This window comes from Mangrovicella endophytica (assembly GCF_002893625.1).
Classification (GTDB): domain Bacteria; phylum Pseudomonadota; class Alphaproteobacteria; order Rhizobiales; family Rhizobiaceae; genus Mangrovicella; species Mangrovicella endophytica.
The window spans coordinates 36,574-49,458 of sequence record NZ_PKMZ01000013.1; the positions used below are offsets into that span (position 1 = coordinate 36,574).

The window sequence follows — 12,885 nt, forward strand, 5'->3', positions numbered from 1 at the left end:
TCGAACGGGGCTGCGGGGCAGCGGCTAAGCGCCCGTGCTTCCTGAGCCGACGCGCCTGGCCAGGCATGCGCCCCAGAACAGGCTCGAAAAGAACCAGGTCGGCTCCTCGAACCCGGCCTCGGCGAGAAGTTCGGCCACCGCCGCTTCCGATGCGGGCGGATCGGCCCCTTCCAGGATCTTGCCGAGCTTGGCGCGCACCTCGTCCTCCGTCGCGCCCTGCATGCGCCAGCGCTCGCCCCAGGCGGCCAGCAGCAGCGGCTGGCTGGCATAGGCGTAGCGATTGCCCGCCAAGATCAGAGGGGCGCCCGGCGCAAGGCGGCTGGCGATCGACGCCAGCAGCCGGCGCTTGGCCTCGAGGCCCGGCTGGTGGTGAAGCACCCCGATCAGGGTCGCAGCGCCGAACCGGCGATCGGCTGGCAGATCGTCGACATAGCCGAGATGGAACTCGGTCCGCGCCGCCACGCCGTGCCGGGCGGCCTCCGCTTCGGCGATCTCCAGCATCGGCCGCGACGGATCGACGGCGGTGAAGTGCCAGCGCGGCGCAAGCCGGCTCGCCGAGACGATCTCCTGTGCCCCACCGCCCGCGCCGACCACGAGGATGTCGGCCTCGCCATCGCCGCCCAGCGTTGCCGACAGCATGCAGGCTGCCAGCTCGTGACAGGCGTCGTAGCCGGCAAGGGCGATGCGGCTCTGCGCCTGGTACTCGCCCGCGCGCGCCGGATCGAACTTTTGTGCAGCTGTTGTCGACGACATCAAGGATCGGGCCCGGTTGGCAGATTCGATTTCAACGCACCCTTATGGCACGCCGCCCCTCCCGCAAAGGCGGCGTGTCGCCCTGCGGCGCATGCCGTCACGGCACCGCAAGGCCGGTGGCGCTCTGAAGGCCGGCACGACAGGCCGGCGAGTCACCTCGCAGCGGCCAGCGTCAGCGCGTGGTCGCGGATATCCGGCGGCCAGGCGGCCATGCGCGCGGCAAAGCCCTCGGCATCGCCGGCGAAGAGCGCCCGAATCGCCTCCTCGTATCCCGGCAGATCGCCGGCCAGCGCGGCGAGGAAACGATAGGCGGCCTCTCGCGCCGCCTTGGCCAGGCTCTGCCCGCCATCATCCGTCCGGCGCGCTGCGTCGACGAGGCGGCGCAGCGCCTGCGAGGCGCCGCCGGGCTGGGATGCCAGCCACTCCCAGTGGCGGGGCAGCAGCGTCACCTCGCGGGCGACGACGCCGAGTTTCGGGCGGCCGCGCAGCCGTGGCGGATGGCTCGCATCCGATCCGTCCTGGATACCGGCTGCGGCGTCCGCAGCATCTGCCGGCGCGGCGAACCTGGCCCGTATGTCCGCGTCGGTTCCACGCAGATCGAGGTCAATCACCGCGCCGGTGGTATCGTCGAAGGTGAGGATCGGCTCCTGCGTGCCCGACGTACCCTCCGCCTGCTGTGCCTTGACGGCGAGGGCGATGTCGACGAGCGGACCGCCGGCGAGCTTCCGCGCCCCGATGAAGGCAGTGCAGGGTCTTCGTGCGTGGTCGGCCATGGCGTCTCCTGGGGCGGACTATACGAGCAATCCGCGAAGTCCGTCAATTTCACCCGGGTGATATTGTCATCTTCGCTGGTCTCGCCTAGCGTTGCGGTCCTAGCGCGAGGACCGCCGATGAAAGCCGAAGACCGCAAGGCCGCGACGAGCGCCTACAAGGAACGGAAGGTCGAGGCCGGCATCTATGCCGTCCGTTGCGCGGCCTCGGGCGAAGTCTGGGTCGGCGGCGCGCCGGACCTGTCGACAATCCAGAACCGCCTCTGGTTCACCCTTCGCCAGGGCGTGAACACGCATCGCTCGCTGCAGAGCGCATGGGCGGCGCATGGAGCGGAGGCATTTGGCTTCGAGGTGGTCGAGCGGCTGGACGAGGAGACGATCGGCTATGTCCGCAAGCGGATCATGAAGGAATGCCTCGATCACTGGGCCGAGGCGCTCGGGGCCGTGCGGATTTGAGCACGGCGCTTCGGTCGGACAGCGTAACGGCGAGCGGCATCACGCTCGCCTATGACAGCTTCGAGGCGGATACGGCCGAGACGATCCTGCTGATTGCCGGCCTCGGCACGCAGATGATCCGCTGGCGCGATGCATTCTGCTGCCAGCTGGCAGCGCGGGGCTACCGTGTCGTGCGGTTCGACAACCGCGACACGGGAGGCTCGACCTCCTTCGCCCGGCACGATGGGATGGATTTTGCGACCTTCGCCTCGCTGCTCGCAAGCGGACAGAGGCCGGAAGTCGCCTATACGCTCGGTGACATGGCGCTGGACGCGGTCGGCCTGCTCGACGCCCTCTCCGTCGACCGAGCCCATCTCGTCGGACGCTCGATGGGCGGCATGATCGCGCAGATCATGGCGAGCGAGCATGCTTCGCGCGTCCTGTCGCTCACCTCCATCATGGCGAGTTCGGGCAATCCGGACCTGCCGCCACCAGCCCCGGACGCGCTGGCGCTGATGATGCGCCCGGCGCCCGATCCAGCACGCGACCGAGACGGCTTCATCGACGCTGCGGTCGTCTTCGCGCGGCGGATCGCCGGCAGCGCCTATCCGCTCGACGAAGGGGCATACCGGGCGCTGATCGAGGCGGAACTGCGCCGCGGCTATGTCTATGGCGGCGTCGGACGGCACGTTGCGGCGATTGTCCTGTCCGGTGACCGGCGCGCCGGACTGTCCACGATCGCGGCACCGACGCTCGTCGTGCACGGAACGGACGACGTCCTGTTCCCGCTGGCCTGCGGCGAGGACACCGCAGCTGCCATTTCCGGCGCGAACTGGCTGCCGATCGAGGGGATGGGGCATGATCTGCCGCCGGCCCTGGACGGGTCCATCGTCGATGCCATCGAGCGGACCGCGCGCCGCGCTATGGCCGAGCGCGGCGTGCCGGGTGCTCGGCCAGCGGTCGCGCCGATGCCCGTGAAATAGAGACGCCCCTGACGGGCGCGGCGTCAGAGCTGCGCGCCGAGCGCTGCCCAGGCCGCCATCTCGCCATCGGCGATCGTCAGCGTCACGCGCCAGGCGTCGCTGCGGCGCAGGAGATAGACGTGCTCCCATGCGGCGATGACGCCGTCGTCGGCGCCGATCATGCGATAGGCCATGCGAGCCTGCGCGACGCCGGGGAACAGCTCGGACAGGCTCAGGAGCTCGCCCTCGGGACGGACGACGCCCTGCCGGCGGTAGAAGTCCATTAGTGCCACGCAATGATCGCGGAACGCGCTTCGCGGCAGAGCGAAGTTGCCGGCGGGTGAGGGGAACAGCCCGACCGGCTCCCACAGCGCGCTCAACGCATCGGCATCATCGCGGGCAAAGGCTTCGACATAGCGGGCGAAGAAGGCGGCGATCTCGGCGTCGACGGTCATGGATGTCGCAGCTGCTCGCATCAGGCGGCCGTGGCCTCGACGAGGCCGACCCCGGCCTCGACAAGCTGCGCCTTGACGATGTCGTTGAAGCTCCAGGTCGGATTGGCCTCGGCCAGCATGCCGATCCTCAGCCAGAACTCGGCCTGCGCGTTGATGGAGCGGCACATCACCGCGCTGGCGCGGCGAACCTCCTCATGAACGCGGTCGTCGATCTTCACGATGCCCATCAGCCGTCTCTACAATATACGAAACGTATATGCTCCGTAGCACTGCTGGGTCAAGTCTATGAGCGGGTCGCATGTGCCGATCGCCCGCGTCACGACAGGCGGGGGCGCTCCATCGGGCCAAGAAAGGCCTTCCTCAGCGCCGGCGCGCGATGGTCCGCAGGCCGCGTCAGACCGCCGTCCTGGAGCTGCGAACGGCGGCGACGGTCAACCACAGTGCCGACACCAGGAAATAGAAGGCACCGAAGGCCGCATAGGGAGCGACATCGACGATCGAGGGCGGGATCACGCCGGCCGACTTGTGGATCATGTGGCCGCCGGCCAGTACGGACTGCGCACCGCTCAGGATCATGGCCCATTGGCCGCTTTGCGAACGCCACCGCCGAAGGCCGGTGAAGAGCTGCAGGAGGCCCGACAACACCGCCCAGACGCCGAAGGCGGCCAGGACCGTATAAGTGTCCCGCATCACCGCCATGATGACGATCATAGTCATGACGCTGCTGGCACCGACATTCAGGGCCTGCGACCTGTTTGCCGTCAGGCCTCCAGAGGCACGGGCATCGACGAAGTTCGCCGCAGCATCCCAGGCCGGATAGATCACCAGCAGGAGGGCAGCGAGGCTCGGGTGACCCGCGGCCAGCACGGCGGCCGCCACCCATGCGATCGAGAACGCGGCTCGGACATAATAGTAGAAGCGCAGCCATCGGGGCTGCTGGACGACCGACATCGGCATTCCTCCTTGAACGATGAGCAAACCTACTAGTAGGTAGGTAGCTGGTCGTCAACGGGGGTGGTGTCAGGGATGCGTCCGGTTGCCGATCTGCCGACTAGAAGGTAGAGCTGTGCCCATGGGATCACCGACCGCCGACAAAATCCTCGACGCCGCTCGGTCGCTGCTCGTGGCGGGCGGCTATAACGGCTTCAGCTACGCCGATATCTCGACGGCCGTCGGCATCCGCAAAGCCAGCATCCACCATCACTATCCCACCAAGGCCGAGCTGGTTGCGGTGCTGCTCCGCCGCTACGTGCAGCAGGCGCAGGACGGCCTGGCCGCCCTCAGCCAGGCGGTCGACGATCCTGCGGGGCAGCTGGACGCGTATCTCGCCTATTGGCAGGCCTGCCTTCTGGACGCCACGCAGCCCTTCTGCGTCTGCGCGATGCTGGCGAGCGAGATGCCGCTGCTTCCCGAGCCGGTGGCGGTCGAGGTGCGCAGCCACTTCCGGACCCTTTCGGAATGGCTGACCGGCGTGCTGACGGCGGGGGAGACCCGAGGTTCGTTCCGCCTGAATGCGAGCCCTGAGGCGGAAGCGCAGATGATCATGGCGGCCGTCCACGGCGCCATGCTGTCGGCCCGTGCCTTCGGCGATGCGACGCTGTTTCTGGCGATCATGGGGCCGCAGGCGGCCCGACTTCGCGCCTGACGAGGGCAGACCTCCTGCGGACAAGCGCGGCCGACAGGATCATCATGATCATCGGTCTCGCAATGGCGGTGGCCGCTCGTCTGCCGTCTCCCTTCGACGGCTCGGCGCCGATGTCTCCCATGCGCACAAGCATCGCGCTTGCCGCGGGGTGCGGGAGCCAGACGCCGGCTCGGACGAGCGCTCGACGGCCGCAGACACGACAGTTAGCCGATCGGCAAAGTTTCTGCTTGCATCGGACGCCGTGCGGTGAATAGTTAGCGACATGGCTAAGCATGACGCCGACCTGTCGCAGCTCTTCCACGCCCTCGCCGATCCGACCCGCCGCGCGATGCTGACGCGGCTGGCCGAAGGGCCGGCCGCTGTCTCGGATCTTGCCGGCCCGACAGGGCTGCGCCTGCCGACGGTGATGCGCCACCTCGCCGTGCTCGAAGAGGCCGGACTGATCACCACTGCCAAGGACGGGCGGATCCGCACCTGCGCCATCGAGCCCGGGGCGCTCGATCCGGCCCGGACCTGGCTCGACGAGCAGCGGGCCCTCTGGAACGCCCGCCTCGACCGGCTCGACGCCTTCGTAATGACCGTGATGAAGGAGCGTGAACCATGACACAGATGCTGATGGGCCAGACGAGAGGCGAGCCGGAGCGCTTCGCGACATTGCACTTCGAGCGCGACGTCGCCGCGCCGCTGGAGGTCCTGTGGCAGGCCTGGACCGCGCCGGCCGCCCGGGCGATCTGGGCCGCGCCGACGCCGGCGGTGACGGTGGAGATCACAGAGGCCGTGACGCGCGTCGGCGGGCGCGAGCTCTCGCTCTGCAAGGTGGCCGGCCAGCCGGACATCGCCTGCGAATGCGGCTGGCTGGTGCTGCAGCGGGAGCTGCGCAGCGTGAACTACGAGGTGATCTCCAGCGAGGGCGCCACGCGATCGGCCGCGCTGGTGACGGCGGATTTTGCGGGTTCGGGCGAAGGCAGCCGGCTGGCCGTGACGGTGCAGCTGTCGCCGCTCGCCGCCGGCATGGAGGCCGGCTACCGCGAGGGCTTCGGCGCGGGCCTCGCCAATCTCGCTGACGTGGCCGAGCGGACCATGGTGCTGCAGCGGGTGATCCGGGCGCCGCGATCGCTCGTCTGGGGCGCCTGGATGAACCCGGAGACGCTGCCGCGCTGGTGGGGGCCGGACGGCTTCTCCTGCCGCACCAGCCGGATCGATCTGAGGGCCGGCGGGGAGTGGGTCTTCGACATGATCGGGCCGGACGGCACGGTGTTCCCGAACCATCACCGCTACGGCGATGTGCGGCCGCAGGAGCGCTTCGACTACACGCTGCACTGGGGCGAGAACGGGCCCAAGCATGCCGACGCCTGGGCCACGTTCCAGGAGGAGGACGGGACGACGCGGGTCACCCTCGGCATGGTCTTCAGCACGGCGGCGGAGTTCCAGACCGCCAGGGGCTTCGGCGCGGTGGAGCTGGGGCATCAGACCCTCGGCAAGCTCGACCGTTTCGTCACGTGGCGCTGAGACATTGCCAACGGGAGCGGCGCGGCGGCGGATGCCGCCGTGGCGCACCGACCCCGGTCATCCCATCCCGCTAGGTCGTCTGGCCGCCGTCGACGGTGAGGATCGCTCCGGTGATGTGCCGGGCGGCGGGCGTCGCAAGGAAGGCGACCGCGGCGGCGACATCCTGTGGCGTGCCGAAGCGGCCGAGCGGGCTGAGGCTGCGCTGGAACTCGGAGAACTCGCCATTGGCGGGATTCATGTCGGTGTCGGTGGATCCCGGCTGAACCAGGTTCACCGTGATATCGCGGGGACCGAGCTCGCGGGCGAGGCCGCGGGTGAAGGAATGAAGCGCGGACTTGGTCATGTAGTAGACCGTCCCGGTGTCGCCGACGATGCGCTCGGCGCCCGCCGAGCCGATGGTCACGATGCGCCCGCCGGCGGAAAGATGGGGGATCGCCGCCTGCGCCGCGAGCAGCGGCGCGCGCACATTCACCGCCAGCAGCGCGTCGATCGCCTCGACGCTGATATCGGCAATGGCGGCATAGAGGGCGATGGCGGCATTGTTGACGAGGATGTCGAGGCCGCCCAAAGCCGCCGCCGCGTCGTCGACCGAGCGCTTGATGGCCGCGGGATCGGCGCTGTCTGCCTGGATGGCAAGGGCCTGCCGGCCCTTGGCCTCGATGGCGCGCACCACCTCGGCGGCGCGATCGGCCGAGCGCTCATAGGTGATGGCGACGTCGGCGCCCTTGTCGGCCAGAGCGAGAGCAATGGCGGCCCCGATGCCGCGGGAGGCGCCGGTGACGAGGGCGCGCTTGCCGGAGAGTTCAACCATGGTGGTGCTTTCTGTATTGATCGATAGATATATGCCTATGGTCGTTGTCAGGCCCGGTCAAGAGAATTATATAATGACCGATGCAAAATGATGACGCCCAGCCTGCGCCTCCCGATACCGGGGCCCGCCCCCGCGGGCGCCCGCGCGCCTTCGATCGAGAGGCCGCGCTGGCGGAGGCGACGCGCCTGTTCTGGGCCAAGGGCTACGAGGCGACCTCGATCGCGGAGCTGACGCAGGCGATGGGGATTGGGGGCCCGAGCCTCTATGCCGCCTTCGGCTCCAAGGAGGCGCTGTATGTCGAGGCGCTGCGGCACTACAGCGACAGCAATGCCGCACTTGTCTGGACCAGCTTCGAGCGCGCCGAGACGGCGCGAGACGCCGTCCGCGGGTTTCTGATGGACTCCGCCGCAGCCCTTGGCGGCGGTGAGGCGCATCCCGCACGCGGCTGCATGGTGACGCTGTCCTCGGTCGGCAGCGAAGGCCATGAGGAGCTCGGCCGGCTCGTCTGCGAGGCGCGAGGCGTCACGCTCGAGCGGCTGAAAGCCCGGCTCGCGGCCGGCGTCGACGCTGGCGAGATCGCGGCCACGACCGACATCCATGCGCTGGCCCGCTTCGTGCAGACCGTCCAGAACGGCATGTCGATCCTGGCGCGCGACGGCGCGCGCTGCGATGAGCTGAGGTCGGTTGCCGAGGTGGCGATGCTGACCTGGGACGCCTGCACCCGGGCTTGATTGAGTGCAAGAGGGTGGCGCCGGACGGCCGAGGCGTGCCGCAGCGCGGCGGCCGGCGTCGGCGGTCCCTCCGCTCGTTGGGGCTGACGGGCGCGCCGGCGACAACGGCAAGACGACCCTTAGCGTCGCGCCAGGAGCGGCAACGGCCGCGCTCCTGAGGGAACGCGGCCGTTCTGCGTCGTGATGCAGGCCAGGGCCGGAGCTGCGGCGGAACGGATCAGCCGGCCGGGCGAAGCCTCTCCCCGGCAGACCTGCTTTACTTCAACGGCAGGAACAGCTCCGCCACCGCCTCGTGCTCCGGCACTTCCGGAAAGAAGGCGAGGCGCTGGCAGTAGATCGGGAAGTCGCGTGCTTCCTCGCCGCTGGCCGGCAGCCAGTCGCGGTAAAGATAGAGCGCGGCGGGCTCCAGATTGTCGGTATGCCCGACGACGCGCAGCACGGCGCAGCGCCCGCCCGGGATCTCGCCGGCCTTGATGGGCTCGCCATAGGACTCGATCGGCCGGTCGGTGCCGGCGCACAGGTCAACGCGATAATCGTCGGGCGTGGCTGGACGCCGTTCCGAGCGCCAGACATTGAAGGTCGGGCTCGTCCGCGGATGCAGGCCGGCGGCCTTCCGCCAGGCGATGAAGCGCTGGATCGTGGCACCGAGCCCAGCGGGATCGCCGCGATGCTCCAGGATGGCGACCGGCGTCGCAGGCACGTCGCGGATCGCCACGTCGGCGGGCGCGAATATTCGTTGCATGCGCTTGCTCCTGGCGGTTTCGAGAGGCCCGAAGGCGGCAAGCCACGTCTCCCAGTCGGGCGCCTTGCGGAACGCGGATGGCGACTGGCCGAAGCGCTGCCGAAAGGCTCTGGCGAACGCGTCCGGCGCGTCGTAGCCGGCGTCCATGGCGATGTCCGTGACGCTCTGGCCGTCGCGATAGGCGAGCCGGTACGAGGCGCGCTTCATCCGGGACAGCTGGACGTAACGCGCGACCGAGAGGCCGAAGGTCGCCGTGAACTGCCGCTGGAAGTGATATTTCGAGAAGGCCGCGACGGCGCTGACCCCGTCGAGATCCAGATCGTCGCCGAGATGCCGGTCGATGTGATCCAGCACCCTTCCCATCCGGGCATGATAGTCTCGAAGCGCCGCCGTCATCGTCCTGTCCCGCGTGGCGCCACCAGCTAGGCGCTGACGCCCGTCATCCGCTCGACCGATCTTGCGGTTCGGGAGCCGGTCCCGCACCTGATGCAGCATATTGGCACGCGCGAGCGGCGTGCCGGCCGCCGGTGTAGTACGGGGAACCGGCGGTCGTGGAAACGGCAACGGCCGCGCTCCGAAGGGAACGCGGCCGTTCTGCGTCGTGATGCGGGCCGCGGCCGGAGCCGCGGCGGAACGGATCAGCCGGCCTGCAGCGGCGAGATGGAGATCTCGACGCGGCGGTTCTCGGCGCGTCCGTCCGCCGTGGCGTTGGAAGCGACCGGCCGGCTCTCGCCATAGCCTTGCGCGTTGAGGCGCCGCGGGCTGACGCCCTGGCTGACCAGGAACTGGCTGACGGAATCGGCGCGGTCCTCCGACAGGCGGAGATTGTAGGCGTCCGAACCCTGGCTGTCGGTGTGGCCGTCTACGTCGACGATCGACTTGTCGAACTCCTTCAGCACCAGCGCGACCGAGGTCAGCGTCGGGTAGAAGCCCGGCAGGATGGAGGCCTGATCGGTCGGGAAGGTGATGTTCGACGGCATGTTGAGGATGATGCGGTCCCCGACGCGGGTGACCGAGACGCCGGTGCCCTGCAGCTGGCGGCGCAGCTTGTCCTCCTGCGAGTCCATATAGGCGCCGATGCCGCCACCACCGATGGCGCCGATACCGGCACCGATCAGGGCCGCGCGGCCGGCGTCGACCCCCGTGGCGCGGCCGACGACATAGCCGCCGAGCGCGCCGACGCCGGCGCCGATGCCGGCGCCGCCGACCGTGTTGGAGAGCTTGGATTCACCCGTATAGGGATCCGTAGTGCAACCGGCGAAGGCGGCCGTGAAGGCAAGCGCCAGGCAAAGCTTCTTCATGACGATATCCAGCAGATATGTCCGGTCGCTGAGGCAAGCGCCGGATCTTTGATGTTCTTCATGTCCCGGAGCCGCTGTAGACGGCGAGGCTGGTGCGAAGATGGCGGCGGCGGGGAGGTGCTGCGAAAGAGCGGGAACCGTGGCGCGGCTGCAACGGGGCTTAAGCGTTGAGCGGGCAGCGGCTGCTGATTATAGTTCCGCCACTGACATACGGTTCTCGGAGGTTTTCGCGTGAACGAGGTCGTGATCGATCCGGGCCTCCTGGCGGAGGCGGAAGCGCTCGACATCGACGTGTCGCATGCGGCGAGCACCGGTGTTGCGCAGGCGGTCCGCGCTAAGCGGCAGTCGCTCTGGCGCGAGCAGAACGCCGAAGCGCTCACGTCGTCGAATGAGTATGTTGAGAGAAACGGTCTGCCGCTGGCGGCACACCGCGTGTTCTGATCACCGTCGCAGCGGTGTCGCGCAGGCCTATGCCGGCAGGCTCAAGCCTGCCGGCGGTGCCAAGGCGTCAGGCCGCGGCGCGCTTCTCGATGAGGCCGCGATTGATCAGGAGCTCGGCGATCTGGATGGCGTTCAGCGCCGCACCCTTGCGCAGATTGTCGGCGACCACCCAGAGGTTGAGGCCGTTCTCGATCGTCTGGTCCTCGCGGATGCGCGAGATATAGGTGGCGTCCTCGCCCGCCGTCTCGATCGGGGTGATGTAGCCGCCGTCCTCGTGCTTATCGATGACGAGGCAGCCGGGCGCCTCGCGCAGGATGTCGCGCGCCTCGTCGGCCGTGATCGGGTTCTCGAACTCGATATTGACCGCCTCGGAATGGCCGATGAAGACCGGCACGCGCACGGCCGTGCAGGTGACCTTGATCTTCGGATCGAGGATCTTCTTGGTCTCGGCCATCACCTTCCACTCTTCCTTGGTGGAGCCGTCCTCCATGAAGACGTCGATATGGGGGATGACGTTGAAGGCGATGCGCTTGGTGAACTTCTTCTTCTCGATCGGGTCGGCGACGAAGACGGCGCGCGACTGGCCGAAGAGCTCGTCCATGCCTTCCTTGCCGGCGCCGGAGACCGACTGGTAGGTCGCCACCACGATGCGACGGATCCTGGCATGGTCGTGCAGCGGCTTCAGCGCCACGACGAGCTGGGCGGTCGAGCAGTTCGGATTGGCGATGATGTTCTTCTTGGAGAAGCCCGCCACGGCGTCGGCATTCACCTCCGGCACGATCAGCGGCACGTCCTGGTCGTAGCGCCAGGCCGAGGAATTATCGATCACGACGCAGCCGGCCTTGCCGATCTTCGGCGACCATTCCTTGGAGATGTTTCCGCCGGCCGACATCAGGCAGATGTCAGTGTCGGAGAAGTCGTAGGTATCGAGCGCCTTCACCTTCAGCGTCTTGTCGCCGAAGGAGACTTCCGTGCCCTGGCTGCGGCGGGAGGCAAGCGCCACCACCTCGTCGGCAGGAAAGCCGCGCTCATCCAGAATGCTCAGCATCTCACGCCCGACATTGCCGGTGGCGCCGACGACCGCGACCTTGTAGCCCATGGGATCCGACCCTTCGCTCTCGCCTCCGACTTCTCGCGCGCTCGTCATCCGCCCCGGGGAGACAAGCGGGGCAGGCGGCGTCAGATAATCGTTTTGATCGGGGAGCGCGTGATCATGGCGGCCCGTATGGTCCGCAACCCCGCAAAAGTCAATGACCCGGCGGCAACAGGAAGGGGCGCGGCGAGCCGCGCTAAGGCTCAGGCGCCGGCATCCTGCGGACCTTCGGCGGCGTCGGTCGAGGCCGGGTCGGACGCTGCCTCCAGCAGCCAGTTGTGGAAGGCGCGCATCGCCGGCGTCAGGCCCTTGGTCTGCAGCCGCGTCAGCCAGTAGCGGCCGGTGCCGGCATAGATGGCGAAGGGCTGATGGAGCTGGCCACTGGCGATCTGGCGGGCGAACATCAGCGGCGGGGCAAGCGCGACGCCGGCGCCCTGCAGCGCTGCCTCCACCATGGCGAGCGAGGAATCGAAGACGATGCCGCCGCCCGGCGGTGGCGCGGTCGCGATGCCGGCGGCGCGGAACCATTCCGGCCATTCCTCGGAGCGATAGGAGCGCAGCAGCGTGCGCTCCGCCAGATCCTGTGGCCGCTTCAGACCGGCGGCGAGGTGCGGCGTGCAGAGCGCGGACAGGGGCGCTTCGAAGAGCGGCAGGGCATCCACCGCCTGCCAGGCGCCGCGGCCGAAGCGGATGGCATAGTCGAGCCCTTCGGCGGCGATGTCGACGCGATTGTTGTTGGTGGAGAGGCGCACCTCCACAAACGGATGACGCTTCCGGAAAGCGGGGAGGCGCGGCAGCAGCCAGCCGACCGCGAAGGTGCCGACGGCACCGAGGTTAAGCACCTCGCGCACCGTGCCGCCCTCCAGACGGTCGAGCGTATCGGCCATGCGGTCGAAGGCCTCGGCCAGCACCGGCCGCAGCGCCTCGCCCTCGTCGGTGAGCGCGAGGCCGCGCGGCAGGCGGCGGAACAGCGCGACATGCAGGCGCTCCTCCAGGAGCTTCACCTGATGGCTGACGGCCGCCTGCGTGACGGCAAGCTCGATGGCGGCCCGGGTGAAGCTGAGATGGCGGGCCGAGGCCTCGAAGGCACGCAGGGCATTGAGGGGCAGATAGGGGCGGACCATGCAAGCCGGTATTAGCTGAATTTGGGTCTGCCGCCAGATATCATCATTTGCGGCAGGGCCGCTGCCCTCTCTATCCAGGGGCCAGGCGGTGCCGCGGTGGCACCCTCGTCCTC

General features: G+C 68.7%; 17 protein-coding genes. 7 read left to right on the top strand and 10 right to left on the bottom strand.

Features of this window, described 5'->3' with window-relative positions:
- Positions 1–24: 24 nt before the first annotated feature.
- A complete protein-coding gene (locus C0R46_RS18940; protein WP_102961239.1) occupies positions 25–753 on the bottom strand; it encodes a class I SAM-dependent methyltransferase in 729 nt (242 codons plus the stop codon).
- A 152-nt stretch (positions 754–905) separates the two neighbouring features.
- A complete protein-coding gene (locus C0R46_RS18945; RefSeq protein ID WP_102961240.1) occupies positions 906–1,526 on the bottom strand; it encodes a DUF2239 family protein in 621 nt (206 codons plus the stop codon).
- A 117-nt stretch (positions 1,527–1,643) separates the two neighbouring features.
- Between C0R46_RS18945 and C0R46_RS18950 the strand changes: the two genes are divergently transcribed.
- The gene (locus C0R46_RS18950) at positions 1,644–1,979 is read left to right on the top strand and encodes a GIY-YIG nuclease family protein (RefSeq protein ID WP_102961241.1); all 336 of its coding nucleotides are present in this window, start codon (positions 1,644–1,646) and stop codon (positions 1,977–1,979) included.
- On the top strand, positions 1,976–2,941 hold the full coding sequence (locus tag C0R46_RS18955; RefSeq protein ID WP_245413681.1) for an alpha/beta fold hydrolase: 966 nt from the start codon (positions 1,976–1,978) through the stop codon (positions 2,939–2,941). Before C0R46_RS18950 ends, C0R46_RS18955 begins: the two co-directional genes overlap by 4 nt.
- 23 nt (positions 2,942–2,964) lie before the next feature.
- Here C0R46_RS18955 and C0R46_RS18960 read toward each other — a convergent pair whose 3' ends face one another.
- The 3 genes from C0R46_RS18960 to C0R46_RS18970 form a co-directional block, all read right to left on the bottom strand.
- Entirely contained in the window at positions 2,965–3,375 is a 411-nt protein-coding gene (locus tag C0R46_RS18960) for a Cif family virulence factor (protein WP_102961243.1), read from the bottom strand.
- A 20-nt stretch (positions 3,376–3,395) separates the two neighbouring features.
- Positions 3,396–3,602, bottom strand: coding sequence for a ParD-like family protein (locus tag C0R46_RS18965; RefSeq protein ID WP_102961244.1), 207 nt, complete (start codon positions 3,600–3,602; stop codon positions 3,396–3,398).
- 166 nt (positions 3,603–3,768) lie between these two features.
- Positions 3,769–4,332, bottom strand: a complete 564-nt coding sequence (locus C0R46_RS18970) for a DUF308 domain-containing protein (RefSeq protein ID WP_102961245.1) — start codon at positions 4,330–4,332, stop codon at positions 3,769–3,771.
- A 115-nt stretch (positions 4,333–4,447) separates the two neighbouring features.
- On the opposite strand from C0R46_RS18970, the gene C0R46_RS18975 reads away from it, so the two are divergent.
- From C0R46_RS18975 to C0R46_RS18985, 3 genes are all read left to right on the top strand, one after another.
- Positions 4,448–5,020 carry a TetR/AcrR family transcriptional regulator gene (locus tag C0R46_RS18975; RefSeq protein WP_102961246.1) on the top strand — a complete coding sequence of 191 codons (573 nt, stop codon included), beginning with the start codon at positions 4,448–4,450 and terminating at the stop codon, positions 5,018–5,020.
- A gap of 262 nt (positions 5,021–5,282) precedes the next feature.
- Entirely contained in the window at positions 5,283–5,624 is a 342-nt protein-coding gene (locus C0R46_RS18980; RefSeq protein ID WP_102961247.1) for an ArsR/SmtB family transcription factor, read from the top strand.
- Positions 5,621–6,529 (top strand): SRPBCC family protein, encoded by a 909-nt coding sequence (locus C0R46_RS18985; RefSeq protein ID WP_102961248.1) that lies wholly within the window; start codon positions 5,621–5,623, stop codon positions 6,527–6,529. Before C0R46_RS18980 ends, C0R46_RS18985 begins: the two co-directional genes overlap by 4 nt.
- Positions 6,530–6,599: 70 nt before the next feature.
- Here C0R46_RS18985 and C0R46_RS18990 read toward each other — a convergent pair whose 3' ends face one another.
- Positions 6,600–7,340: an SDR family NAD(P)-dependent oxidoreductase gene (locus C0R46_RS18990; RefSeq protein ID WP_102961249.1), complete on the bottom strand. Its 741-nt coding sequence runs from the start codon at positions 7,338–7,340 to the stop codon at positions 6,600–6,602.
- An 80-nt stretch (positions 7,341–7,420) separates the two neighbouring features.
- Between C0R46_RS18990 and C0R46_RS18995 the strand changes: the two genes are divergently transcribed.
- Positions 7,421–8,071, top strand: coding sequence for a TetR/AcrR family transcriptional regulator (locus tag C0R46_RS18995; protein ID WP_102961250.1), 651 nt, complete (start codon positions 7,421–7,423; stop codon positions 8,069–8,071).
- Between the two features lie 256 nt (positions 8,072–8,327).
- Here the strand turns inward: C0R46_RS18995 and C0R46_RS19000 are convergent, their stop codons facing one another.
- Complete coding sequence (locus C0R46_RS19000; RefSeq protein ID WP_102961251.1) at positions 8,328–9,209, bottom strand: AraC family transcriptional regulator; 882 nt, start codon at positions 9,207–9,209, stop codon at positions 8,328–8,330.
- 242 nt (positions 9,210–9,451) lie between these two features.
- On the bottom strand, positions 9,452–10,114 hold the full coding sequence (locus tag C0R46_RS19005) for a YiaD family glycine zipper/OmpA-like lipoprotein (RefSeq protein WP_102961252.1): 663 nt from the start codon (positions 10,112–10,114) through the stop codon (positions 9,452–9,454).
- A 231-nt stretch (positions 10,115–10,345) separates the two neighbouring features.
- Here C0R46_RS19005 and C0R46_RS19010 point away from each other — a divergent pair, with 231 nt between their 5' ends.
- The gene (locus C0R46_RS19010) at positions 10,346–10,555 is read left to right on the top strand and encodes a type II toxin-antitoxin system CcdA family antitoxin (protein WP_102961253.1); all 210 of its coding nucleotides are present in this window, start codon (positions 10,346–10,348) and stop codon (positions 10,553–10,555) included.
- Between the two features lie 67 nt (positions 10,556–10,622).
- Here C0R46_RS19010 and C0R46_RS19015 read toward each other — a convergent pair whose 3' ends face one another.
- Both C0R46_RS19015 and C0R46_RS19020 read right to left on the bottom strand, forming a co-directional pair.
- Positions 10,623–11,654, bottom strand: a complete 1,032-nt coding sequence (locus C0R46_RS19015; protein ID WP_102961254.1) for an aspartate-semialdehyde dehydrogenase — start codon at positions 11,652–11,654, stop codon at positions 10,623–10,625.
- Between the two features lie 197 nt (positions 11,655–11,851).
- Positions 11,852–12,772, bottom strand: a complete 921-nt coding sequence (locus C0R46_RS19020) for a LysR family transcriptional regulator (RefSeq protein ID WP_102961255.1) — start codon at positions 12,770–12,772, stop codon at positions 11,852–11,854.
- Between the last annotated feature and the right edge of the window lie 113 nt (positions 12,773–12,885).